The organism is Shimia sagamensis, from assembly GCF_900182745.1.
GTDB lineage: Bacteria > Pseudomonadota > Alphaproteobacteria > Rhodobacterales > Rhodobacteraceae > Shimia > Shimia sagamensis.
Genome location: NZ_FXTY01000002.1, coordinates 20,149 through 41,468, shown reverse-complemented (window position 1 = coordinate 41,468; position 21,320 = coordinate 20,149). Strand labels below are relative to the sequence as shown.

General features: G+C 55.5%; 21 protein-coding genes. 14 read left to right on the top strand and 7 right to left on the bottom strand.

What is annotated here, in order from left to right; translation table 11 throughout:
• Positions 1–2 precede the first annotated feature (2 nt).
• Both QOL67_RS04690 and QOL67_RS04685 read left to right on the top strand, forming a co-directional pair.
• Positions 3–2,438: a DUF3772 domain-containing protein gene (locus QOL67_RS04690; protein WP_283424814.1), complete on the top strand. Its 2,436-nt coding sequence runs from the start codon at positions 3–5 to the stop codon at positions 2,436–2,438.
• On the top strand, positions 2,435–3,154 hold the full coding sequence (locus tag QOL67_RS04685; protein ID WP_283424813.1) for an alanyl-tRNA editing protein: 720 nt from the start codon (positions 2,435–2,437) through the stop codon (positions 3,152–3,154). The genes QOL67_RS04690 and QOL67_RS04685 overlap by 4 nt, the downstream gene beginning before the upstream one ends.
• Positions 3,155–3,300: 146 nt before the next feature.
• On the opposite strand, the gene QOL67_RS04680 is transcribed toward QOL67_RS04685, so the two are convergent.
• Positions 3,301–3,999, bottom strand: coding sequence for a PAS domain-containing protein (locus QOL67_RS04680; RefSeq protein ID WP_283424812.1), 699 nt, complete (start codon positions 3,997–3,999; stop codon positions 3,301–3,303).
• 241 nt (positions 4,000–4,240) lie between these two features.
• On the opposite strand from QOL67_RS04680, the gene QOL67_RS04675 reads away from it, so the two are divergent.
• The 11 genes from QOL67_RS04675 to QOL67_RS04625 all read left to right on the top strand — a co-directional run bounded on the left by QOL67_RS04675 (position 4,241) and on the right by QOL67_RS04625 (position 15,102).
• Positions 4,241–5,131 (top strand): YicC/YloC family endoribonuclease, encoded by an 891-nt coding sequence (locus tag QOL67_RS04675; protein ID WP_283424811.1) that lies wholly within the window; start codon positions 4,241–4,243, stop codon positions 5,129–5,131.
• Between the two features lie 4 nt (positions 5,132–5,135).
• Entirely contained in the window at positions 5,136–5,777 is a 642-nt protein-coding gene (gene gmk, locus QOL67_RS04670) for a guanylate kinase (RefSeq protein ID WP_283424810.1), read from the top strand.
• Positions 5,777–6,298: a gamma carbonic anhydrase family protein gene (locus tag QOL67_RS04665; protein ID WP_283424809.1), complete on the top strand. Its 522-nt coding sequence runs from the start codon at positions 5,777–5,779 to the stop codon at positions 6,296–6,298. The genes gmk and QOL67_RS04665 overlap by 1 nt, the downstream gene beginning before the upstream one ends.
• Before the next feature lie 121 nt (positions 6,299–6,419).
• Positions 6,420–7,490, top strand: a complete 1,071-nt coding sequence (locus tag QOL67_RS04660) for an ATP-binding protein (RefSeq protein ID WP_283424808.1) — start codon at positions 6,420–6,422, stop codon at positions 7,488–7,490.
• A 139-nt stretch (positions 7,491–7,629) separates the two neighbouring features.
• On the top strand, positions 7,630–8,682 hold the full coding sequence (locus QOL67_RS04655; RefSeq protein ID WP_283424807.1) for a substrate-binding domain-containing protein: 1,053 nt from the start codon (positions 7,630–7,632) through the stop codon (positions 8,680–8,682).
• A gap of 69 nt (positions 8,683–8,751) precedes the next feature.
• Positions 8,752–10,224: a phosphate ABC transporter permease subunit PstC gene (gene pstC / locus QOL67_RS04650; RefSeq protein ID WP_283424806.1), complete on the top strand. Its 1,473-nt coding sequence runs from the start codon at positions 8,752–8,754 to the stop codon at positions 10,222–10,224.
• Positions 10,221–11,570, top strand: coding sequence for a phosphate ABC transporter permease PstA (gene pstA, locus QOL67_RS04645; RefSeq protein WP_283424805.1), 1,350 nt, complete (start codon positions 10,221–10,223; stop codon positions 11,568–11,570). The genes pstC and pstA overlap by 4 nt, the downstream gene beginning before the upstream one ends.
• Before the next feature lie 16 nt (positions 11,571–11,586).
• Complete coding sequence (gene pstB, locus QOL67_RS04640) at positions 11,587–12,384, top strand: phosphate ABC transporter ATP-binding protein PstB (protein ID WP_283424804.1); 798 nt, start codon at positions 11,587–11,589, stop codon at positions 12,382–12,384.
• Between the two features lie 11 nt (positions 12,385–12,395).
• Positions 12,396–13,091 (top strand): phosphate signaling complex protein PhoU, encoded by a 696-nt coding sequence (gene phoU / locus QOL67_RS04635; RefSeq protein ID WP_283424803.1) that lies wholly within the window; start codon positions 12,396–12,398, stop codon positions 13,089–13,091.
• A 23-nt stretch (positions 13,092–13,114) separates the two neighbouring features.
• Positions 13,115–13,804 carry a phosphate regulon transcriptional regulator PhoB gene (phoB, locus tag QOL67_RS04630; protein WP_283424802.1) on the top strand — a complete coding sequence of 230 codons (690 nt, stop codon included), beginning with the start codon at positions 13,115–13,117 and terminating at the stop codon, positions 13,802–13,804.
• A gap of 533 nt (positions 13,805–14,337) precedes the next feature.
• Positions 14,338–15,102, top strand: a complete 765-nt coding sequence (locus tag QOL67_RS04625) for a LuxR family transcriptional regulator (RefSeq protein ID WP_283424801.1) — start codon at positions 14,338–14,340, stop codon at positions 15,100–15,102.
• Between the two features lie 401 nt (positions 15,103–15,503).
• Here the strand turns inward: QOL67_RS04625 and tsf are convergent, their stop codons facing one another.
• The 5 genes from tsf to QOL67_RS04600 form a co-directional block, all read right to left on the bottom strand.
• Positions 15,504–16,379 carry a translation elongation factor Ts gene (tsf, locus tag QOL67_RS04620; protein ID WP_283424800.1) on the bottom strand — a complete coding sequence of 292 codons (876 nt, stop codon included), beginning with the start codon at positions 16,377–16,379 and terminating at the stop codon, positions 15,504–15,506.
• Positions 16,380–16,451: 72 nt separating this feature from the next.
• Entirely contained in the window at positions 16,452–17,222 is a 771-nt protein-coding gene (gene rpsB / locus QOL67_RS04615) for a 30S ribosomal protein S2 (RefSeq protein WP_283424799.1), read from the bottom strand.
• 189 nt (positions 17,223–17,411) lie between these two features.
• A complete protein-coding gene (gene olsA / locus QOL67_RS04610) occupies positions 17,412–18,239 on the bottom strand; it encodes a lyso-ornithine lipid O-acyltransferase (RefSeq protein ID WP_283424798.1) in 828 nt (275 codons plus the stop codon).
• Positions 18,236–19,015, bottom strand: coding sequence for an L-ornithine N(alpha)-acyltransferase (olsB, locus tag QOL67_RS04605; RefSeq protein WP_283424797.1), 780 nt, complete (start codon positions 19,013–19,015; stop codon positions 18,236–18,238). The genes olsA and olsB overlap by 4 nt, the downstream gene beginning before the upstream one ends.
• A gap of 122 nt (positions 19,016–19,137) precedes the next feature.
• Complete coding sequence (locus QOL67_RS04600; RefSeq protein WP_283424796.1) at positions 19,138–19,332, bottom strand: DUF3553 domain-containing protein; 195 nt, start codon at positions 19,330–19,332, stop codon at positions 19,138–19,140.
• A 29-nt stretch (positions 19,333–19,361) separates the two neighbouring features.
• Here QOL67_RS04600 and QOL67_RS04595 point away from each other — a divergent pair, with 29 nt between their 5' ends.
• Positions 19,362–19,958 (top strand): histidine phosphotransferase family protein, encoded by a 597-nt coding sequence (locus tag QOL67_RS04595; RefSeq protein WP_283424795.1) that lies wholly within the window; start codon positions 19,362–19,364, stop codon positions 19,956–19,958.
• A gap of 50 nt (positions 19,959–20,008) precedes the next feature.
• On the opposite strand, the gene QOL67_RS04590 is transcribed toward QOL67_RS04595, so the two are convergent.
• Positions 20,009–21,274, bottom strand: coding sequence for a glutamate-5-semialdehyde dehydrogenase (locus QOL67_RS04590; protein WP_283424794.1), 1,266 nt, complete (start codon positions 21,272–21,274; stop codon positions 20,009–20,011).
• Positions 21,275–21,320 lie beyond the last annotated feature (46 nt).

The following is a 21,320-nucleotide window of genomic DNA, read 5'->3' as shown; positions in this document are numbered from 1 at the left end:
TAATGCGCCCACTGGCCAAGTTTCTGAGTGTAGCGGTCACGGTCCTGACCGTTTGGGTAACGGCGGCCTGGGCGCAGGGCACATTGCCACCGGACTACGGAGAATGGCGGCGGGTTGCGGACCGCGCCGCCGAAGCCATCGACAATGATCGCGCTTCTGAAGCGGCCATGGACACGCTGCGTGATCAGTTGTCGCTGTGGAGCGAAGATTTTTCCTCAGAAAGTTCTCGGTCGCGGATTTCCGTCATTACGCTGGAAGCTCAGCTGGAGCGGCTGGGACCGGTCCCAGAGGGCGGCGAGGCGGAGGATGTTGCCAATGAGCGACGGCAGTTGGAACTGTCGTTGTCAGAGGCAACTGCGCCGGTACGGCGGGCAGACTTGGCTCTAACCGAAGCAGGGGAGTTGATCCGGTCTATCGACGTGTTGTTACGCGAGCGGCAGACACAGATCTTGTTGGAACCGGGGCCTTTCCCTCTCAAGCCGGAGCTTTGGGGACCAGCACTGCGGGAATTGACTGAGACATTCCGGCTTGTTGCTTTGGAGTTCCAAACCGGTTGGGTGCACGAAAAGCAGCGCAATGAATTGCGGTCCTCGTTGCCGCGGATGCTATTTTTCCTCGCGATTGCACTCATTTTACTAACACGCGGGATGCGGTGGACGGACCGTGTTTTGCAGGGCATGATCCGAGATCGCCACCATTTATCCGCAACACGCTGGATTGCAGTTTTCTTGCTGTCTTACGGGCAGGTCGTGCTGCCAATGTTGGGGGTGCTTGCTTTCTCCAAGGCGGTTTATGCCACCGATTTGCCAGGGCTGCGCGGCGACGTGGTGTTGTCCATTTTACCTTTGATGACGTTTGAGCTTTTGACCGCACGCTGGTTGGGCGAGCGGGTGTTCTCACGCAATGACCGACCTTTGCTGCTGGTGAACCTAACCGAAACGGAAAAACGCAAGGGGCGACGGGCCAGTACCGTGCTGGGCGCAATGCTGGCGTTGAGTTCTCTGTTTGTAGAACTGGCCCGCTATGAAAGCTGGACGCTGGGCACTGAATCGGTGGTGTTCTTTGTTATCACAGTGACTGCCGCCTATTTCCTTGGACTGCTTGGTCGCCTTGTCACGCGCCATGCTGGTTCGATGCGTGCCGAAGAGGAAGGACCTCTAACCGCAGTTGGGCAGTTGGTTTCGCTGCTGGGTCGCTACACGGTTGTTGTCTCGGTGATTGGCAGCGTGCTTGCCACCATCGGCCTAACACGAGGCGCGAGCTATCTAGTCTTTTCCAGCACACGTACCGTTTTCCTTGTGGCTTTCTTGCTGGTGGCGCAGCGGGTTATTCAGAAAATATTCTCGGCCCTAAGTGGGCGGGATGACGAAGATAGCCCTCTGGCGGCTGTTTTGGCAGGAATTGGCATTGTAATCCTGTCGCTGCCGGTCTTCTTGATGAGCTGGGGCGCACAGGTGTCCGACCTGCACCAAATCTGGCGCAACATTGCCGACGGCTTGACGTTTGGCGACCTGGTTCTGTCTCCGGAAACCATTTTGTTGTTGGTGGTCGTTTACGCGTTTGGACATGGGGTGACACGCCTGTCGCAAAGTTTCCTGCGTGACAATATCTTGCCAAAGACAAGCTTGGATTCTGGCGGTCAGACTGCGGTTGTGTCCGGTGCGGGATATATCGGGATTTTTCTGGCAGCCCTCATCGCTTTGAGTGTGGCCGGGATCAATCTTGGCAACATCGCGCTGTTTGCTGGTGCGTTGTCGGTTGGCATTGGTTTTGGCCTACAGAACATTGTGTCAAACTTTGTCAGTGGCATCATTCTTTTGATCGAACGACCGGTGAGCGAAGGTGATTGGATCGATGTGAATGGCCAAATGGGCTATGTACGCGATATTTCAGTTCGCTCCACCCGTATCGAAACGTTTGATCGCACGGATGTGGTCATCCCAAACAGTGATCTTATTGCTGGTACGGTGACCAACTACACGCGTGGCAACACTGTGGGTCGGGTGATTGTGCCTGTGGGGGTGGCCTATGGCACGGATACGCGATGGGTTGAGGGCATCTTGCGCGAAATTGCAGAATCTCATCCGATGGTTTTGGCCAACCCAGCTCCATCGGTGGTGTTTCAGGGGTTCGGCGCAGACTCGCTCGATTTCGAAATCCGCGCCATTTTGCGCGATGTAAACTGGATGTTGACGGTGAAAAGTGACCTGAACCACGAAATCGCGCGGCGGTTTGTGGCAGAAGGCATCGAAATTCCGTTTGCACAGCGCGACCTGTGGTTGCGCAACCCCGAAGCCTTGCGCGGGGAGGCACCCGCAGCCAAAGCCTCTGTACCTCCGGTTTCTCAAGCATTCGCGCCTGCGAGCGGCACACCAACACCACCGGACATCGACGATATGGACGGATCAGATTCAGATGGGGACGGAGACGGACGATGAGCAAGCTGCTGTTTTTGGAAGACGCCTATCAAAAAGAAGCGATCGGCGTGGTGATTGGACACACACCCGAAGGCGGGATCGTGCTGGATGCACCCTTATTTTACGCCACCAGCGGGGGACAACCGGGGGACAGCGGCCATTTGGAGTGGGACGACCATCGGACAGAGATCGCGACAACGGTGAAAACGTTGGACGGTGGGATTGCTTTGGTACCCTCTGCGCCGGAAGAATTGCCGCCGATTGGCACCGACGTGACACAGGTTTTGGATTGGAGCAGGCGGCATCGCCATATGCGCGTACACACAGCGCTGCATCTGTTGTCTGTGGTTATTCCTTTGCCGGTAACCGGCGGATCAATAGGCGCAGAAAAAGGCCGGTTGGATTTTGACATGCCCTCAGCACCTGAGGACAAACAGGCCTTGAGTGATGCTCTGAATGCGTTGATTGACCGCGATTTGGCTGTCACGGAGGACTGGATCACCGATGCGGAATTGGCCGACAATCCGGGGTTGGTGAAAACCATGTCGGTGGCACCACCGAAAGGCGCAGGCAAGGTGCGGCTCGTGCGGATTGGCACTGAGGACGAGCAGGTTGATCTGCAACCGTGCGGCGGTACTCATGTGGCCAGCACACGCGAGATTGGCCACGTACGGATTGGCAAGATAGAGAAAAAAGGAAAGCAAAACCGGCGGGTGTATCTGCACTTAGACGGCTAGAGACTTCTCGTCTTGAAGTTGCAAAACATTTAAAGGCTGACGTCGTTCACCTGCGGCCTTTTTGTATTTGATGTGTGGGCACAAAAAAAGGCGGGGTGCCATGTCCAGTAGACCCCGCCTTCATTGTAAGACCAGAATGAACTCTTCTAGTCGTCCGACACGACCAACCGCAGATGCGAGTGCTTTGTGGGTACAGTGCGCGACGTGGCCGGTGTTTTGGCGCGGTCCTGCACAGGCTGAAACCCAGCCGGTGTGGTGATTTCAACTTTCTGAAGTTGCGGTACAGCCATGGTTTCAGAAAGCGCATTTGTGCTTGGCATATCGATCCGGCGCAAGAAGCTGCCTTCCAGGTCAAATCGCTGTGGCGCACGCCCCAGATCGCCGTCTACGGTGATCGCTCCGAGAATTCGGTTCACTTCGCCACTGTCAGAACGCAGCGGCAGCAACATCATTTCGGCGTTTAGACCACTGCGGCGGAAACCACGGTTTGTGGTCATCTCAAGTCGACCAATGGCTGGTGCCGCAAAAACCTTTTCTAAAGCCTGGCCAAAGCTGTCACGCGACGCTTCGTTGATCAGCGCAGACATCGGCATGCCGCGCATGTCCATACCCATCACGTCGGTGAGTGTGTTGCAGGACACCCGAAGGCGTGCCATTCCCGGCGCGATGCGTTCAAGAATGAACGCGTGCTTGAGCACCTTTTGAATTTGGCGTGGATCCACGTCGCTGCGATAGGGCACCGGGTGACCGTCACGCAGACCGTCCCAGTAAGCTTTTACATCCTGCATCACGGCGATGCTGTGCACCTTAGCCGCGCTGGATTTTCCGTCACCAAAAATTCTCATGCTCTTCCCCCCAAGGAAAAAACTCTATGTCTGAACTTCGTACCCACACCCGCAACTCAGAGCCTTATTTTTTTGTGCGTTGGCTCAAAGTCGTAAATAACTTATGAATCAGTTATCTCACATTTTATCGGATTTGCGATAAAAAATGATTTCAATGGTTAACCGGTTGCGCCGTTAACATTGCTCTTCGCGCAGGAATAGATTTAGCTGTTACGCAATTGGAATTGCAGGAGGACGTCCCGTGCTGGAGTCGATGACCGGATATGCAAGCCTTAAGGGCGAGGGGCAGGGACACAGCTGGACGTGGGATCTGCGCAGTGTGAATGCCAAGGGGCTGGATTTACGCCTGCGGGTGCCGGACTGGATCGAAGGACTGGAACCTGCGGTGCGCGGGGCTTTGGCCAAAGGCATGGCGCGCGGATCGGTGAACCTGTCCTTGCGCGTGAGCCGCGATGATGAAACCGGGGCCTTAGCGGTGAATGTAGCGCAGGTGGAAGCTGTGCTGGCGGCATTGCATGCCGTGGAAGAGCTTGCGATGCACAAAGGCATTTCGCTAGCGCCGTCCAAGGCCAGCGATTTATTGACCCACCGAGGCGTGATGGAACAGGCGGTTGATGAGACCGACAGCAAGGCGCTTTTGGCGGCGATCACGGCGCAACTGCCGGAGCTCCTGGCCAGTTTCAAAGACATGCGCATCACAGAGGGTACGGCGCTGGAAGCCGTGATGAGCGACCAATTGGAACAGGTGTCAGACCTGACGCAACAGGCAGCGGAAGCGGCTGAGGCGCGGCGAGAGGAAGTAGCTGACACCTTGAAATCCAACCTCGCGCGCGTTTTAGAGAACACAGACGGGGTGGATGAAGGACGCGTAGCACAGGAGCTGGCAATGTTGGCGGTAAAAGCTGACGTGATGGAGGAATTGGACCGGCTGCGGGCGCATGTCTCGGCTGCGCGAGAGTTAATTGCCAAAGGAAGCCCTGTTGGACGCAAGCTTGATTTCCTGATGCAGGAGTTCAATCGCGAGGCCAACACGCTGTGCTCCAAGGCACAGTCGGTGGATTTGACTAGGATAGGACTGGACCTCAAGGCTGTGATCGACCAGATGAGAGAGCAAGTTCAAAACGTGGAATAATCACATGACTCAGCGACGTGGCCTGCTCATCATTTTGTCTTCTCCTTCCGGCGCGGGGAAATCGACTCTCGCGCGGCGGTTGATGGAATGGGATCCGGGTTTGAGTTTTTCCGTTTCGGCCACCACACGGTCTCCACGTCTTGGCGAAGAACACGGACGCGAGTATTACTTTCTCTCTGAGGACGCGTTCAAAGGGCAAGTGATCGACGGAGAAATGCTTGAGCACGCGCACGTGTTTGGCAACTTCTACGGCTCCCCAGCCGGGCCAGTGCGCGAAACCATTGAGAACGGCAATGACGTTTTGTTTGATGTGGATTGGCAAGGCGAAGCACAAATCCGCAACTCAGATCTGGGCAAACATGCGCTGTCGATCTTCATTTTGCCGCCGTCGATCAAAGAGCTACACCGCCGCTTGGTGAGCCGCGCGCAGGACAGCGATGATGTGATTGATAAGCGGATGCAGAAAAGCTGGGATGAGATCAGCCACTGGCATTCCTATGATTATGTGCTGGTGAATGATGATCTGGACGCCACTGAAGCGCAGCTTAAGACCATTATTGCCGCCGAACGCATGCGCCGCGAGCAGCAACCGGCCCTGCAGGGGCATGTGAATGGGCTGCAAAGTGAATTTCAGGAGATGTCGTAATGCCGATGTACGAGTTGGACGGTGTTGCGCCAAAGCAGGACGACAGCAGCTGGGTGGCGCCGGATACCAATGTGATTGGCAATGTGGTGCTTGAGGCGGATACCTCGGTATGGTTTGGCTGCACCCTGCGTGGCGACAATGAGACCATCACCGTGGGCGCGGGTTCCAACGTGCAAGAGAACACAGTGATGCACACCGATCCGGGTTACGCACTGACCATCGGGAAAAATTGTACCATTGGTCATAAGGCGATGCTGCATGGCTGCACCATTGGAGACAACAGCCTGATTGGCATGGGCGCGACGGTGCTAAACGGAGCCAAGATTGGCAAAAACTGCCTGATTGGGGCAGGGGCGTTGATCACTGAAGGCAAGGAAATCCCAGATGGCAGTCTGGTGATGGGCGCGCCGGGTAAGGTGGTGCGTCAGTTGGATGAGGCGGCGATCACTGGTTTGACGATGTCAGCGAAGCACTATCAAGAGAACGCCAAACGCTTCAAAGCGGGCCTGCGCGAAGTTTGACACTGGTTTTGCGCGGCTTGGCGTCCTCCGTCATAAAACCGTTACAATAAAGCGGTTTGAGCCGTGGGGTTAAAGTGCGCTCTAACGGGCTGCGCAGAACGGAACGGACAGGAGCAGGGCGATGCCGAAGGGGTTTTACAAAAGCTATCTAGAGGCGGTGCCGCTGCCAGCGGTGCTGGTGGATGCGGAAGCGCGCATTCTGGCAGGCAATGAGGCTGCGGTAAAACTCAACCCGCATGCGGACAATGACCGGCCTTTGATCCTGGTGTTTCGCCAGCCTAGCCTGAACAGCGCGGTGGACGATTGTTTGCGTGACGGCAAAAGCCACAAGGCGATCTATGCACACAGTGACGGGCCACAAGAGCACCGGTTTGATGCCACAGTGTCACCGGTTGACTTGGCATCGGTGTCACGCGGGCAGGCGGCACCAGCGGCCTCTAAAGGGGTGATGATCTGTTTTCAGGACGTTACTGAGGTGCAACAACTGGATCAAATGCGGCGTGAGTTTGTGTCCAACGTGAGCCATGAGTTACGCACGCCCCTAACTGCCATCTTGGGGTTTGTGGAAACGCTTCAAGGCCCCGCTCGAAACGATCCGAAAGCCAGTGAGCGCTTTTTGGGTATCATGTCAGATGAAGCCAATCGCATGAACCGGCTGGTGGGCGATTTGCTTTCTTTAAGCCGGGTAGAAGAAGTCTCTCGAATGCGGCCAACTGATCCTGTGGATTTGGACCAAATCATTCGTGCCGTGATCCGCAATCTCTCTTCAGTAAGTGAAGCAAGTGCGAGCACTGTGTCCTACGCCGAACAACTAAGCACGGCCACAGTTTCAGGGGACGCGGATCAACTTTTGCAGGTTGTCACAAACCTTGTCGAAAACGCTTTGAAGTATGGCGGCGAGAACACGCATGTGGAAATTTCGTTGGAATGTGTAAGTGGACGGGGTGGTCTCAAGGGTGACGGGTATAAAATCGCGGTCAAAGACAACGGCCCTGGCATTGATCACATACATATCGCCCGCCTGACGGAACGGTTTTACAGAATCGATTCTCACAGATCGCGAGAAATGGGGGGCACTGGGCTTGGCCTGGCCATTGTGAAACACATCATCAATCGCCATCGCGGACGGCTCAAAATTGAAAGCGCCTTGGGAAAAGGTAGTGTTTTCAGCGTGATATTGCCCGTAGTCTGAACGCACTTTATAAAACTGCCACAAAAGAGAGGACATGTCACACGGCTGTTACATACGTGTCACAAAAGCTTTGATCAGACGCCTTAGACAGCGGCTCAAGACTGAGACAACACAGTCTGGATCAAATGGAGTTACACTTATGTCCGTCAAACTGACTGCCTCTGCTCTGGCCATCACGGCCGTTGCCGCCACTTCCGCCGCCGCACGTGACCAAGTACAGGTCGCCGGTTCTTCCACCGTTCTGCCCTATGCCTCCATCGTGGCAGAAGCTTTTGGTGAAAACTTTGACTTCCCAACCCCGGTTGTTGAGTCCGGTGGCTCTTCTGCAGGTCTGAAGCGGTTCTGTGAAGGTGTTGGCGAAAACACCATCGATGTGGCCAACGCATCGCGCAAGATCAAAGACAAAGAGATCAAAGCCTGTGCTGAGGCTGGTGTGACCGACATCATCGAAGTGCGCATTGGCTATGATGGCATCGTGTTTGCCTCTGACATCAACGGCAGCGGTTTTGAATACACTCCAACCGATTGGTTCTTGGCGCTGTCCAACGAAATTCTGGTTGATGGCAAAATGGTTGCCAACCCAAACAAAACCTGGGCGGACGTGAACGCAAACTTCCCGGCGCAGGCGCTGCAGGCGTTTATCCCAGGCACCAAGCACGGCACCCGTGAAGTGTTTGAAGACAAGGTGATCCTGGCGGGCTGTGAAGCCACCGGGGCATTTGACGTGCTGCTGGCGGCGGCCGAAGGCGCCACCGACAAAGCCAAGCACAAAGCCGCGGAAAAGGCTTGTATCTCCCTGCGCACCGATGGTGTGTCCGTGGACATTGACGGCGACTACACCGAGACCCTGGCGCGCATTGAAAGCAACAAAGACGGCATCGGCGTCTTTGGTCTGGCGTTCTATGAGAACAACACCGACAAGCTCCAGGTTGCGACCATGTCCGGCATCGTACCGTCCACCGAGAGCATCGCAACCGGTGAGTACCCAGTGTCTCGTCCGCTGTTCTTCTACGTGAAGAAGGCGCACATCGGCGTGATCCCAGGCCTGAAAGAATACGCAGAATTCTTCATCGCGGACGAAATTGCCGGTGAAGATGGTCCTCTGGCGGAATACGGCCTCGTGTCTGACCCAGAGCTGGCCGACACCCAGACCGCAGTGGCAGACGAAGCCGTGCTCGGCTCCAACATGTAATCACTCCCTTGATCGGGCGGCACGATGGTACGTGCCGCCCGGTTGTTTCCTGAACAAAGGCGCCCACAGATGCCACTTTCCTGGCTAGTCCTATTGGTCCTCGCCCTCGCAACAGCGGGGTATTTTGTTGGACGGATACGTGTTTTGAAATTGGCGGGGGGCGATGTACGCGCTCTGCACAGCTTGCCGATCTACTACGGCACCAATGTCGCGCTGAGCACGGCGGTACCTGCACTGGTAGTGGTAATGGTGTGGCTGTTGGTCCAACCAACACTGATTGAGCGGTCTGTGTCCGGCATGATTGCGCCGGAGATGATTCCGGAAGGCTCCAACCTGAACCTGGTGATGTCAGACGTGCGCCGCGTCGCCGACGGCCTGAACACAGCGATTGCCGGTGGCGCGATGAGCTTGGCCGAAGTCGAAGCCATGGACGCCACCGTTGTGGATGTGCGTGCGCGTCTGGGTGAGCTGGGCGTGGCTTTGGGACAAAATGTGCGCCCCGAAGTTCTGGCAGCCGCGAAGTCCTATCGCAGCGCCGCAGTGACCGGCAACACGTTGCGCACTTTGATTGTTCTGGCACTGGCCGTGGTTGGCTTTGGCATTTCCTTCAGCAAAACCAAGCCTGACTATCGTGCCCGGAACGTGGTGGAACGCGCGGTGCTGGCCTTGCTCATGGCGGCGGCCTCGCTGGCGATCCTCACCACCGTGGGCATTGTGCTGTCGATGCTGTTTGAGACCATCAACTTCTTTGGCCTGCACAACTGGCGCGACTTCTTCTTTGGCACCACTTGGGCGCCAAACTTCCGCGGCGACAGTGAGCTTTCGATCCTGCCACTGTTGTGGGGCACGCTTTACATCTCTTTCATCGCGCTTTTGGTGGCGGTACCAATTGGCTTGTTTGCGGCGATTTACCTCTCTGAATACGCTGGGCCAAAGACACGCGCTATCGCCAAGCCGCTTTTGGAAATTCTCGCTGGGATCCCAACCATTGTTTACGGTCTGTTTGCGCTGCTGACAGTGGGGCCTTTGCTGGTGAATATGTTTGGCCAAAGCGGCTCGCTGGGCCTTGGCTGGATGAGCGGGGCCACCTCTGTTTTAACCGCAGGCATTGTGATGGGCATCATGCTCATTCCCTTTGTCAGCTCCCTGTCAGACGACATAATAAACGCGGTGCCACAGACGATGCGCGACGGCTCACTTGGCCTTGGCGCGACCCCCAGCGAAACCATCCGTCAGGTTGTGATCCCGGCGGCTTTGCCTGGCATCGTGGGAGCCATCCTGTTGGCCGCTTCGCGCGCAATTGGCGAGACCATGATTGTGGTGATGGGGGCAGGGGCGATTGCCAAGTTTTCGGCCAACCCGTTTGAAAGCATGACCACAATCACCACCCGGATTGTGAGCCAATTGACCGGAGACGGCGATTTTGCCAGCCCGGAAACGCTGGTGGCCTTTGCCCTTGGCCTCTCCCTCTTTGTTCTGACCCTCGGCCTCAATGTGCTGGCGCTCTACATCGTGCGCAAATATCGGGAGCAATACGAATGACCGACGCGACGCAAAATACAGGCGCCGTTGCGCCCAAAAGCTCGCTGCACACGCTGGATGCGCGCACCAAGCGCCGCAATGCCGCTGAAAGCCGCTTCAAGTTCTATGGCATGGTTGCGATTGGCATTGGCCTACTGATGCTGGTGACGCTTCTCACCACCATCCTGTCCAAAGGCACCGGTGCGTTTACGCAGACCTTTGTGACAATGGAAGTTGAGCTGCTGGAGACCAAGCTGGACAAAACCGGCGCGCGTGATCTGGAGAAGATCAAGAAAGTCACCACCTTCGGTTACGCTCCGCTGATCAAAACGGCGTTTGAAAAAACCGTGGAAGCCCATGGTATAGAGACCGACCTTAAGTCCAAAGCCATGGCAAAGATCCTGTCAAAATCGGCTGCAAGCCAACTGCGCAACTATGTGATCGCCAATCCAGATCAGATTGGTCAGACCATCGAGTTCCGCTTTCTCGCCAATAGCCGTGTGGACGGCTACATGAAGGGGCGCGTGACGCGGGACAGCATTGCCAATGACAAGAACATCACGCCGGCACAGCTCGATTTTGTGGATCAGTTGATCGCGGTTGGCGCGCTCAAGAAGACCTTCAACATTGATTTCATCATTGGCGCCGATGCGTCAGATCAGCGTCCGGAAGCCGCCGGGATTGGCGTCGCTATGATGGGCTCACTGTTCATGATGCTTGTGGTGTTGGCGTTGGCTTTGCCTATTGGTGTCGCGGCCTCGATCTATCTTGAGGAATTTGCACCAAAGAACTGGATCACCGACATTATTGAGGTGAATATCTCCAACCTCGCCGCGGTGCCGTCGATTGTGTTTGGTATTCTGGGCTTGGCGGTTTTCATCAACTACATGCACCTGCCGCAATCTGCGCCGCTGGTTGGTGGTCTGGTGCTAACCCTGATGACCTTACCAACCATCATCATCTCTACCCGGGCTGCGCTCAAAGCGGTGCCGCCAAGCATCCGCGATGCGGCGCTGGGGGTAGGGGCCTCCAAAATGCAGGCGGTGTTCCATCACGTGTTGCCACTGGCCGCACCTGGCATCCTGACCGGCACCATCATTGGCCTCGCGCAAGCGCTTGGGGAAACCGCGCCACTTCTGTTGATCGGGATGATCGGCTTTATTGCCTCCAACATGCCCGAAACCGTTGGCGAGGGGCTGCTGTCGCCAAACTCCGCCATGCCAGCCCAGATCTACGAATGGGCCAAACGGGCCGATCCGGCCTTTTACGAACGCGCTTGGGGCGGGATCATCATTCTCTTGATCTTCCTCATCTCTATGAACACTCTTGCAGTACTCCTGCGCCGCCGGTTTGAACGCCGTTGGTAAGCGAAGGAACTCTCTCATGTATGACACTGAAAAACTGGCGACAGACGTGAACCAGACTGAAACCAAAATTTCCGCCCGCAATGTTCAGGTGTACTATGGTGACACCCACGCGATCAAAGATGTGAACGTGGATATCGATGCCAAAGCCGTCACGGCCTTCATTGGCCCTTCAGGATGCGGCAAATCCACTTTCTTACGCTGTATCAATCGGATGAACGACACAATTGATGTGTGTCGCGTTGAAGGTGACATCAAAATCGACGGCGAAGACATCTATGACAAACGCGTCGATCCCGTGCAGCTCCGCGCCAAAGTGGGTATGGTGTTTCAAAAGCCAAACCCGTTCCCGAAGTCGATCTACGACAATATTGCCTATGGGCCACGTATCCATGGTTTGGCAAAGAACAAAGCCGATTTGGATGAGATCGTAGAGAAATCCCTGCGACGTGGGGCGATCTGGAACGAAGTGAAGGACCGTTTGCACGCGCCTGGCACCGGGCTGTCTGGTGGTCAGCAGCAACGTCTGTGCATCGCCCGCGCTGTGGCAACCGAGCCTGAAGTGCTGCTGATGGACGAGCCGTGCTCCGCGCTGGACCCGATTGCCACAGCACAAGTCGAGGAGCTGATCGACGAGCTGCGCGACCAATATTCCGTGGTGATTGTGACCCACTCGATGCAGCAGGCCGCGCGAGTGAGCCAAAAAACTGCCTTCTTCCACCTCGGCAATTTGGTGGAATACGGCGACACGTCCCAGATTTTTACCACCCCACAAGATGAGCGCACCGAAAGCTACATCACTGGCCGGATCGGCTGAGGAGAGAGACTATGAACGACCAGCATATTGTGTCCGCCTTTGACCGTGACCTGGAAGGCATTCAAGCCCATGTGATGAAAATGGGTGGGCTTGTAGAAGCCGCTATTGGCGAGGCTGCGAATGCGATGGTGGCCCGAGATCAAGAGCTAGCAGAGCAGGTGAGGGCGGCAGACAAAGCCATCGATGCGCTCGAAGAATTGATCAATGAGCGTTGCGCAAATTTGATTGCTCTGCGGGCGCCGGCCGCAGTGGACTTGCGTGTGGTGCTGTCGGTGATGAAGATCGCCGGCAACCTGGAACGTATTGGCGACTATGCAAAAAACATGGCCAAGAGAACTTCGGTACTGGTGCATATGGAGCAAGTTGAAGGCGCACATGCGTCGCTCAAACGTATGGCGCATGAAGTTCAGTTGATGCTGAAAGATGTACTGGATGCATTTATTCAACGCGACGTGGATGTGGCGCGGGACGTGCTGGAGCGCGACGAAGGCGTGGATCAGATGTATAATGCCTTGTTCCGCGAATTCCTAACCTTCATGATGGAAGATCCACGCTACATCACGCCCTGTATGCACCTGCATTTTATGGCCAAAAACACTGAACGGATGGGCGACCATGTCACCGCAATTGCCGAACAGGTGGTCTATGTGGTGACCGGAAACGTGCCCGAAGAAGCCCGCCCCAAAGCAACGCGGCTTGACGTTTAACGGCGCAGATTAAGGAGTAAACAATGGCAAAAGATCACCCCACCGTTCTTGTCGTTGAAGACGAACCGGCGCAGCGCGAGGTTCTCATCTACAACCTGCAGGCCGAAGGCATTGATGTGGAATCTGCAGCAGACGGCGACACTGCATTGATGATGGTACAAGAAGTGCAACCAGACATTATTGTGCTCGACTGGATGCTACCCGGAACGTCCGGCATTGAAATCTGCCGGCGCCTTAAGACCCGCACCGAGACACAAAACATTCCGGTGATTATGTTGTCCGCGCGCTCTGAAGAAGTGGACCGCGTCCGGGGCCTGGAAACCGGGGCGGACGACTATGTTGTGAAACCGTATTCTGTGATGGAAATGATGGCGCGGGTGCGCAACCAGCTGCGACGTGTCCGTCCGTCGTCAGTTGGTCAGACGTTGACCTATGAGGATATCGTGCTGGACGCGGAGACACACCGCGTAGCGCGAGGTGAAAACGCATTAAAGCTTGGGCCTACTGAATTCCGTCTGTTGACTACTTTTATGGAGAAGCCAGGCCGCGTTTGGAGCCGGGAGCAGTTGCTAGACCGTGTATGGGGCAGGGATATTTACGTCGACAGTCGTACGGTAGACGTGCACATCGGGCGTTTGCGGAAAGCGTTGTGCGTGCATGGCGGTGACGATCCATTGAGGACAGTGCGTGGCGCAGGATATGCTCTGGGTTAGTTCTTTCACCACAACGGCTTAGGAGTCATTTCTCAACTCCTTTTCACTCTCGAGATTGGACATGGTCTACAAGGCCTTGTCCAATATCACCCGACGGGAACGTCAAATCCATTTCAAGTGGGTTCACATAGAAGCGTAAAACCTTCCAACAGATTGTCCGTGTTTGTCAAAATTCTTGTGCGTGGGATACGAAATCTCACCAAATACAACGCGCATAATAAGTATTATGTTGTTTTATTGCGGCATATAGAAGCGATTTTGACCCAACCCAGTAAACCACACTGAGGGCATATGACTCAAACCGCAAAAATGCGGAGATTTTCGTGCACACAATCAGGCAAAGCCCCAAATTTTGTGCGTCTTCTACCGGATAGAGACAGTGCCCACACCTATAGACATCTCCCACGTGTTTACGGTAACGTCAGAGGCAGTTCATGGGGATGAGCTGAATGTTAAGATACCCCAAAATGTTCTGTTTCGGATCTGCCACTTCTGGCTGAGCAGGTCAGTGTTATGTTTAAAAGAAGGTCACGATGGACGACACGATCGACTACATCGAAGAAGTCATGAACCAAACAAGCCTTGAGGCGCTTTGGGATTTGCATTGTGCCAAATTGAGCACCCTTGGCTTTGATAAAATTATTTACGGCTATACAAATTATCGCAGCGGCATGTCGCTGGGAGATGTGGCGGATTTCTTTATTCTTTCGACCTATGACCGTGACTACATAGACCAGTTTATTGGCGGCGGCCTGTACTTTAACGGCCCCATGATGAAGTGGACTCTGGAAAACACAGGCGCACAAAGCTGGCGACTTGCACGCGAAGCCTATGAGGCGGACGAGTTGACCGAGAAACAACGTGCGGTGTTTGAGTTTAACCAGGCATATGGCCTTGTGGCCGGTTATACCGTGAGCTTTCCAACTGTGTCTTCGCGCACCAAAGGCGCAATCTCTTTGGGCGCTCGCGAAGGAGTGACGCAAGAAGCCCTTGATGCGCTTTGGGAAAAACGTGGGCGAGAAATCACCATGATCAACAATGTGGCGCACCTAAAAATTCAATCCCTGCCCTACGCCAACCCAGAGCGCGAATTGACCAATCGCCAGCGCGAGGTGTTGGAATGGGTTGGAGACGGGAAGACAATTCAGGATATTGCGCTCCTAATTGGGCGGACGCCAGCCACTGTTGAGAAACATTTGCGCCTTGCGCGGGATGCGATGAACGTGGAGACAACCGCGCAAGCGTTGCTCAAGGCGTCCTTCATGAAGCAAATTTACTTGCTAGAAGGCCCGAACTGACGCATAATAGCGTCACTAGTATGGTATCCCTGACTTGTTGGTTAAGTGTCAGAATGTCAAAATGGCATTGTTCCGTGAGTGGTGGCTTTGGCCTTTGGAACATATCGACTTTGACCTTCGCAATATCGAAGCTCTCGGGGTCGTCCGGTAATCAGCCCGGTGTCGGTGATCGGTTTATTTGGGCCGGGAACTGACATTTTTCGGTGGTCTCCCCATCCCCATGTTTTGGAGACCTGAAAAAAGGACGACGTCATCTTCGGGTGGCGTCGTTTTTTCGTGAAATTGCAACCGCCTTCACGGTGCCCTTATTGTGATGGGCACCGCAATCATTGGCACAGCGGCACAAAAAACGCCGCCCAATCAAATGACTGAGCGGCGTTCCAATTTGTCAGCGATTGGGCTTAGCCCTGAGCGGCTTTGGCCACTTCTGCTGCGAAGTCTTCTTCTTTCTTCTCGATGCCTTCGCCCACTTCCATGCGGACGTATGCAACGATCTCGGCACCGGCTTCTTTTGCTGCAGCTGCAACTGTCAGATCCGGGTTGATCACGAAGTTCTGACCCAGCAGGGTTACTTCGGCCAAGAATTTCTTCATACGACCAACGATCATCTTCTCGATCACCTGCTCCGGCTTGCCGGATTCACGTGCGATTTCGATCTGAACGTTGCGCTCTTTCTCAACAACGGCCGCGTCCAGGTCAGCTTCAGACAGGGACTGTGGGTTGGCTGCTGCGATGTGCATCGCAACCTGCTTGGCAAAGCCTTCGTCGCCGCCTTTCAGCGCCACAAGAACACCGATTTTGCCCATGCCATCGGTCGCCGGGTTGTGCACGTAAGACGTGACAACGTCGCCTTCAACAGAGGCCATGCGACGCACAGACATGTTTTCGCCGATCGTGGCCACGGCTGCAGTCACGGTTTCTTCAACGGTCTTGCCGCCCAGATCCGCGGCTTTCAGCGCGTCGACATCGGACACGGTCAGTGCCGCGCCTGCGATGGAAGACACCATTGCCTGGAAGTCAGCGTTTTTGCCAACAAAGTCGGTTTCGGAGTTCACCTCAACGGCAACACCTTTGCCACCGTCAACCTTTACGGCCACCAGGCCTTCGGCTGCGGTACGGCCAGATTTTTTCGCCGCTTTGGCGAGACCTTTGGTGCGCAGCCAATCGATTGCTGCGTCTGCGTCGCCATTGGTTTCGGTCAACGCTTTTTTTGCGTCCATCATGCCTGCGCCAGTCATTTCGCGCAGTTCTTTAACCATTGCTGCTGTGATCGCCATCTTAGGCTCTCCTCGTCAGAATTGGGAATGTGGGGGCGGGCCTACCCTGCCCCCAAGTCAGTCTTGAAACGCTTACGCGCCTGCAGCGGCTTCTTCGGCAACGGCTTCTTCAACCGGTGCTTCAAATTCGCCCAGATCCACGCCTGCGGCGCCAAGCTGTGCGGTCATGCCGTCCAGAGCGGCGCGGGACGCCAGATCACAGTACAGAGCGATGGCGCGGGATGCGTCGTCGTTGCCTGGGATGATGTAGTCAACGCCGTCTGGGGAGCAGTTGGTGTCAACGATCGCCACAACTGGGATACCCAGTTTGTTGGCTTCGGCGATGGCCAGTGCTTCTTTTTTCACGTCGATGACGAACAGCAGGTCAGGAACGCCGCCCATGTCACGGATACCGCCGAGAGACGCTTGCAGCTTCTCCTGGTCACGCTCGATGCCCAGACGCTCTTTCTTGGTCAGGCCTTCGGCACCAGTTGCCAGCTTCTCGTCGATCTCTTTCAGACGGTTGATGGACTGGGACACAGTTTTCCAGTTGGTCAGCGTGCCGCCGAGCCAGCGGTGGTTCATGTAGTACTGCGCGGATTTCTCTGCGGCGTCTGCGATCGGCGCAGCGGCCTGACGCTTGGTGCCAACGAAGAGAACGCGGCCGCCTTTTGCAACGGTGTCACGCACTGCGTTCAGAGCTGCGTCCAGCATTGGAACAGTCTGGGTCAGGTCCATGATGTGGATGCCGTTGCGGGAACCGTAGATGAACGGGCCCATGCGTGGATTCCAGCGCTGTGTTTGGTGACCAAAGTGAACACCAGCTTCAAGCAGCTGACGCATGGAGAACTCAGGAAGAGCCATGTTGTATTTCCTTTTCCGGTTTACGCCTTGGCGGGGTGAAGTGAGAGCGGATGCTCCAACCGGCGGATTGACAGGGATGTCTCCCCTGCCCGACCCAAACCCCGCCTGCGGGTTTGAATGTCGCGCGTCTACAGTAGGAAATACTGGTGCGCAAGGGGGGAGAGCCTACAAAACGCAGCGCAGAGACATTTAGTCTAACCGGGCTTTCAGGCTGGCGCGGATTTGGTCTTCGGCGGATTTGGCCAAAACCTTGCGATTTGTGAATTCTGCCACCTTCAAAGGCGGATGGTAAACAACTTCTACCCGGCCCTGGCGCGGTGCGGCCAAAGTGGTCAGAAGGTGAGGACCAAACTCCATATCCCCCCACCACCCATAAAAGCGGGCTTCTGCGCCCTTGGGAGCTTGATAATGGACCGTGACGGGCTGAATCAGCATATAGTCCTTCAGTCGAGGATCAAAAAACGCCTCAAAAAGCGTTGTTTTGAACGGCAAAACCCGCAAACTGTCACTGCTTGTGCCTTCTGGAAAGAACAACAACTGGTGGCCCGCGAGAAGCCGATCTTCGAAAATCTTTTTCTGCGCGAGGGCTTCACGACGGTCACGACGGATAAACACCGTGCCGGTAGCCTTGGCCAACCAGCCGATGCCGGGCCATTTGGCCACTTCCGCCTTGGACACGAAGTAGACTTGCTGTGCCGCATTGAGAGAAAAGATGTCCAGCCAGGAAGAGTGGTTCGCAACCACGGCGCCGCGATCACGAATTGGCGTGCCCTGCACAACAAAGCGGACTCCCATCAGACGGAAAGCGGTACGGCAAACAAACTGTGTGATGTAAGGCGTCCACGGGCGACGTAGGCCAAAGATCGGCTTTTCAACGAGACGCAGTATCAGCAAAAGCATCAAGCATCCAAACACCAGTACGGCCAAAGGCAAACCTCGCAGAATGATCCGCACAATGCCACCGACGCCTAGTTTCAGCGGTTGAGGATAGCCATCTTCACTTTCCCAGACACTCACAGGCTGCGCTCCTTTGTGTAGAGGGCGCGGTTTTTCTCATTCATCCGGGCGGTGTCAAGTATCAGACAAACGTCAGTGGTGTTAAACGCATGATCCAAGTACGCCCCCTCGCCCACAAAACCGCCGAGACGCAGGTAAGCTTTGATCAGTGGTGGTACGGCCAACATGGCAGCACGACGGTCAATTTTATCCTTGGAGATCAAGTTCATGGGTTGGAACACATCCGGCTGTGCACAGGTTCGGATGTCTGCGGGGGCAAGGTGGCGGTTGTGCAGCAGCGACAGGGGTTGCGCCAGGGCGTCTACATCAGTGCCGTGGAAGCTGGCGACGCCAAACAGGACCTCAATCTCATGTTCAGCCACATAGTTCGCCAACGCGTTCCAAAGGTGGAACATGGCCGCGCCGCCGCGGTACTCTTTGTGCAGGCACGATCGGCCCAATTCCAACAACTTGCGGCCAGAGGCTTTCAACACTCTGAGGTCATACTCATCTTCCGAGTAAAATCGCCCGATCTTGGCCGCCGCATCGTCCCGCAGCACACGGTAGACCCCGACAACCTGATCCACCGGCATGGCGTCGAGCGCGGAATCAATCAGAATAAGGTGGTCGAAATGTGGATCAAACTGATCTTTCTCCAGCCGCGCATCGTGATCCACCAAGGGGCCCGAGCCGCCCAATTCTTCGACAAACACGCGATACCTTAAGCGTTGAGCCGCCTGCAGCTCTTCTGCACTTGCAGCAAGCTTAACTTTAAATTTTGGGGTATGCGCGCTCATTCGGAGGTCGGTTCCTCTTTGTTTGCTGGCGTTTTAGGCGGCGCATCAGCGAAAATCAACCACTTGCCAAGCAACTGATCTGTTGACGATTTCCAACACTCGTGCACTATTTGTTAATCAAATTACGTCTCAGTGGCGGGCATCAACAGGACACGTGATCCATCAATCACAACTTTGCCGGTCTCTCGGAAGTTCACGGTTATTTTGCCGCGGATGTTGGACTGAACCTGACCAAGCCCCCAATCGGGTTGCGTGGGATGGGTTACCAACATACCAGGTTCGAGGAAGGCGTTGAGGTCAAAATTTGGATCGCTCATCAGGCGCTCATGCAGTAAAGGAAAGTTGCATGTCACATAATACGGATTTCGCAGCATTGGTAGGGTCTCGGATCTGCCACGACTTGATCAGCCCAGTTGGCGCCATTGGCAACGGGTTGGAATTGATTGGGTTGACCGGCGACGCAAAAGGTCCGGAGATGGAAATGATCTCCGACAGTGTGAACAACGCTAATGCGCGTATTCGCCTGTTCCGCGTGGCCTTTGGCCAACCCAGCGACGCACAGATGGTTGGAGAAGCGGAAATTCAATCCATCATTCAAGGTCTAGCCCCAAGCTCGCGGGTATCGACTTATTGGGAAGTCGAAGGTGCTGTGTCTCGCTCAGAGCTGCGCCTCGCATTTTTGGCCATGATGTGCTTTGACACGTCGATGCCATTTGGCGGTACTGTGACCGTGACCAAAGAGGGCGACAAATGGCTTCTTCTGGCGGAAACGGAAAAACTGCGCGCGGATACCGCTCTTTGGGACCCTGTCTCCAAAGGCGACATTCCGGCCGACCTTGCCCCGGCACAGGTGCAGTTCGGCCTGTTGCCGCAGGGCGCAGGGTTGCTGGAGCGTGACTTGTCAGTACAGATCACTGATGTCAGTTTGGAAGTGACTTTCTAAACAAAAAGGCGCCTTAGCAGGCGCCTTTCTTCATTACGGAATGGGTTGCCCTAAGTGCGCGTGACGCCGTTACCTTCAACCAGGTATTTAAAGCTGGTCAGCTGAGCGGCCCCTACTGGTCCGCGTGCGTGCATCTTACCCGTCGCAATGCCAATTTCGGCCCCCATACCAAACTCGCCGCCGTCGGCAAACTGCGTAGAAGCGTTGCGCATTAGAATGGCGCTGTCGAGGCGTTCAAAGAAACGTGCAGCAGTGCCATCATCTTCGGTCAGAATGCAATCAGTGTGGTTGGAGCCGTATTGACGGATGTGAGCAATGGCGGCATCGACGTCTGGCACCACTTTAGCCGCAATATCCATGTCGAGATACTCCTTGCCCCAATCCTCAGCAGTGGCGGCAGTGGTCCCAGCGATTTTGGCCAGCGTTTCATCCGCATGCACACGCACACCTGCGTCGAGCAACATCTGGACCAGCGCTGTTCCCAAGCTCTCGACCAGGCTTTCGTGGATCAGCAAACACTCCGCCGCGCCACAAATCCCGGTCCGTCGGGTTTTGGCATTCATTACCACATCCATGGCTTTCTGGGGATCAGCAGCGGCATCCACATAGACATGCACAATGCCCTCAAGATGGGCAAAAACCGGCACACGGGCTTCGCGCTGAACAAGCCCAACAAGGCCTTTTCCACCGCGTGGCACAATCACATCCACGGTATCAATCATGGTTAGCAGTTCTTGCACGGCTGCACGATCTCGGGTGGGAACCAGTTGGATTGCTGCTTCGGGCAGGCCGACAGATTTCAAACCGTCTACCAAACATGCATGGATCGCAGATGAACTGTGGAAGCTCTCGGAGCCGCCGCGGAGGATCACCGCATTGCCGGACTTTAGACAAAGCGCGCCAGCGTCGGCTGTCACATTTGGTCGGCTTTCGTAAATCACGCCAACCACACCCAAAGGTGTGCGCACCCGGCGGATGTTGAGACCCGAAGGCATGTCCCATTCAGTGAGCACTTCGCCAACGGGATCATCCTGCGCAGCCACAGTGCGCAGACCAGTGACAATGCTCTGGATGCGGTCTTCGTCCAGCATCAGGCGGTCCATCATGGCGTCCGACAGGCTTTTGTTGCGGCCAAAGTCGAGGTCCTTTTTATTGGCCTCGACGATCTCCGTGCGGCGCGCCCAGACCGCGTCTGCAGCGGCCTCTAGCGCGGCGCGTTTGATATCCGGTGGAGCAAAGGCCAGCTCTGCGCTTGCAGCTTTGGCCTGTGTGCCAATCTGCGCCATCAGGGCGGGGATGTCTGCGATGTCTTTCATCGGTTCAGTCCTTTGCTAAGGTTGGAAAATGTCGCCTTCGGCGAGG

Bases quoted from the DNA above. Each gene is read 5' to 3' on its own strand.
- tsf (WP_283424800.1), bottom strand. From the start codon at position 16,379: ATGGCGATCACAGCAGCAATGGTTAAAGAACTGCGCGAAATGACTGGC.
- phoU (WP_283424803.1), top strand. From the start codon at position 12,396: ATGAACGACCAGCATATTGTGTCCGCCTTTGACCGTGACCTGGAAGGC.
- rpsB (WP_283424799.1), bottom strand. From the start codon at position 17,222: ATGGCTCTTCCTGAGTTCTCCATGCGTCAGCTGCTTGAAGCTGGTGTT.
- QOL67_RS04680 (WP_283424812.1), bottom strand. From the start codon at position 3,999: ATGAGAATTTTTGGTGACGGAAAATCCAGCGCGGCTAAGGTGCACAGC.
- gmk (WP_283424810.1), top strand. From the start codon at position 5,136: ATGACTCAGCGACGTGGCCTGCTCATCATTTTGTCTTCTCCTTCCGGC.
- QOL67_RS04690 (WP_283424814.1), top strand. From the start codon at position 3: ATGCGCCCACTGGCCAAGTTTCTGAGTGTAGCGGTCACGGTCCTGACC.
- phoB (WP_283424802.1), top strand. From the start codon at position 13,115: ATGGCAAAAGATCACCCCACCGTTCTTGTCGTTGAAGACGAACCGGCG.
- olsB (WP_283424797.1), bottom strand. From the start codon at position 19,015: ATGAGCGCGCATACCCCAAAATTTAAAGTTAAGCTTGCTGCAAGTGCA.
- QOL67_RS04590 (WP_283424794.1), bottom strand. From the start codon at position 21,274: ATGAAAGACATCGCAGACATCCCCGCCCTGATGGCGCAGATTGGCACA.
- QOL67_RS04660 (WP_283424808.1), top strand. From the start codon at position 6,420: ATGCCGAAGGGGTTTTACAAAAGCTATCTAGAGGCGGTGCCGCTGCCA.
- QOL67_RS04685 (WP_283424813.1), top strand. From the start codon at position 2,435: ATGAGCAAGCTGCTGTTTTTGGAAGACGCCTATCAAAAAGAAGCGATC.
- QOL67_RS04595 (WP_283424795.1), top strand. From the start codon at position 19,362: ATGTCACATAATACGGATTTCGCAGCATTGGTAGGGTCTCGGATCTGC.
- pstB (WP_283424804.1), top strand. From the start codon at position 11,587: ATGTATGACACTGAAAAACTGGCGACAGACGTGAACCAGACTGAAACC.
- QOL67_RS04625 (WP_283424801.1), top strand. From the start codon at position 14,338: ATGGACGACACGATCGACTACATCGAAGAAGTCATGAACCAAACAAGC.
- pstA (WP_283424805.1), top strand. From the start codon at position 10,221: ATGACCGACGCGACGCAAAATACAGGCGCCGTTGCGCCCAAAAGCTCG.
- QOL67_RS04665 (WP_283424809.1), top strand. From the start codon at position 5,777: ATGCCGATGTACGAGTTGGACGGTGTTGCGCCAAAGCAGGACGACAGC.
- QOL67_RS04600 (WP_283424796.1), bottom strand. From the start codon at position 19,332: ATGAGCGATCCAAATTTTGACCTCAACGCCTTCCTCGAACCTGGTATG.
- pstC (WP_283424806.1), top strand. From the start codon at position 8,752: ATGCCACTTTCCTGGCTAGTCCTATTGGTCCTCGCCCTCGCAACAGCG.
- QOL67_RS04655 (WP_283424807.1), top strand. From the start codon at position 7,630: ATGTCCGTCAAACTGACTGCCTCTGCTCTGGCCATCACGGCCGTTGCC.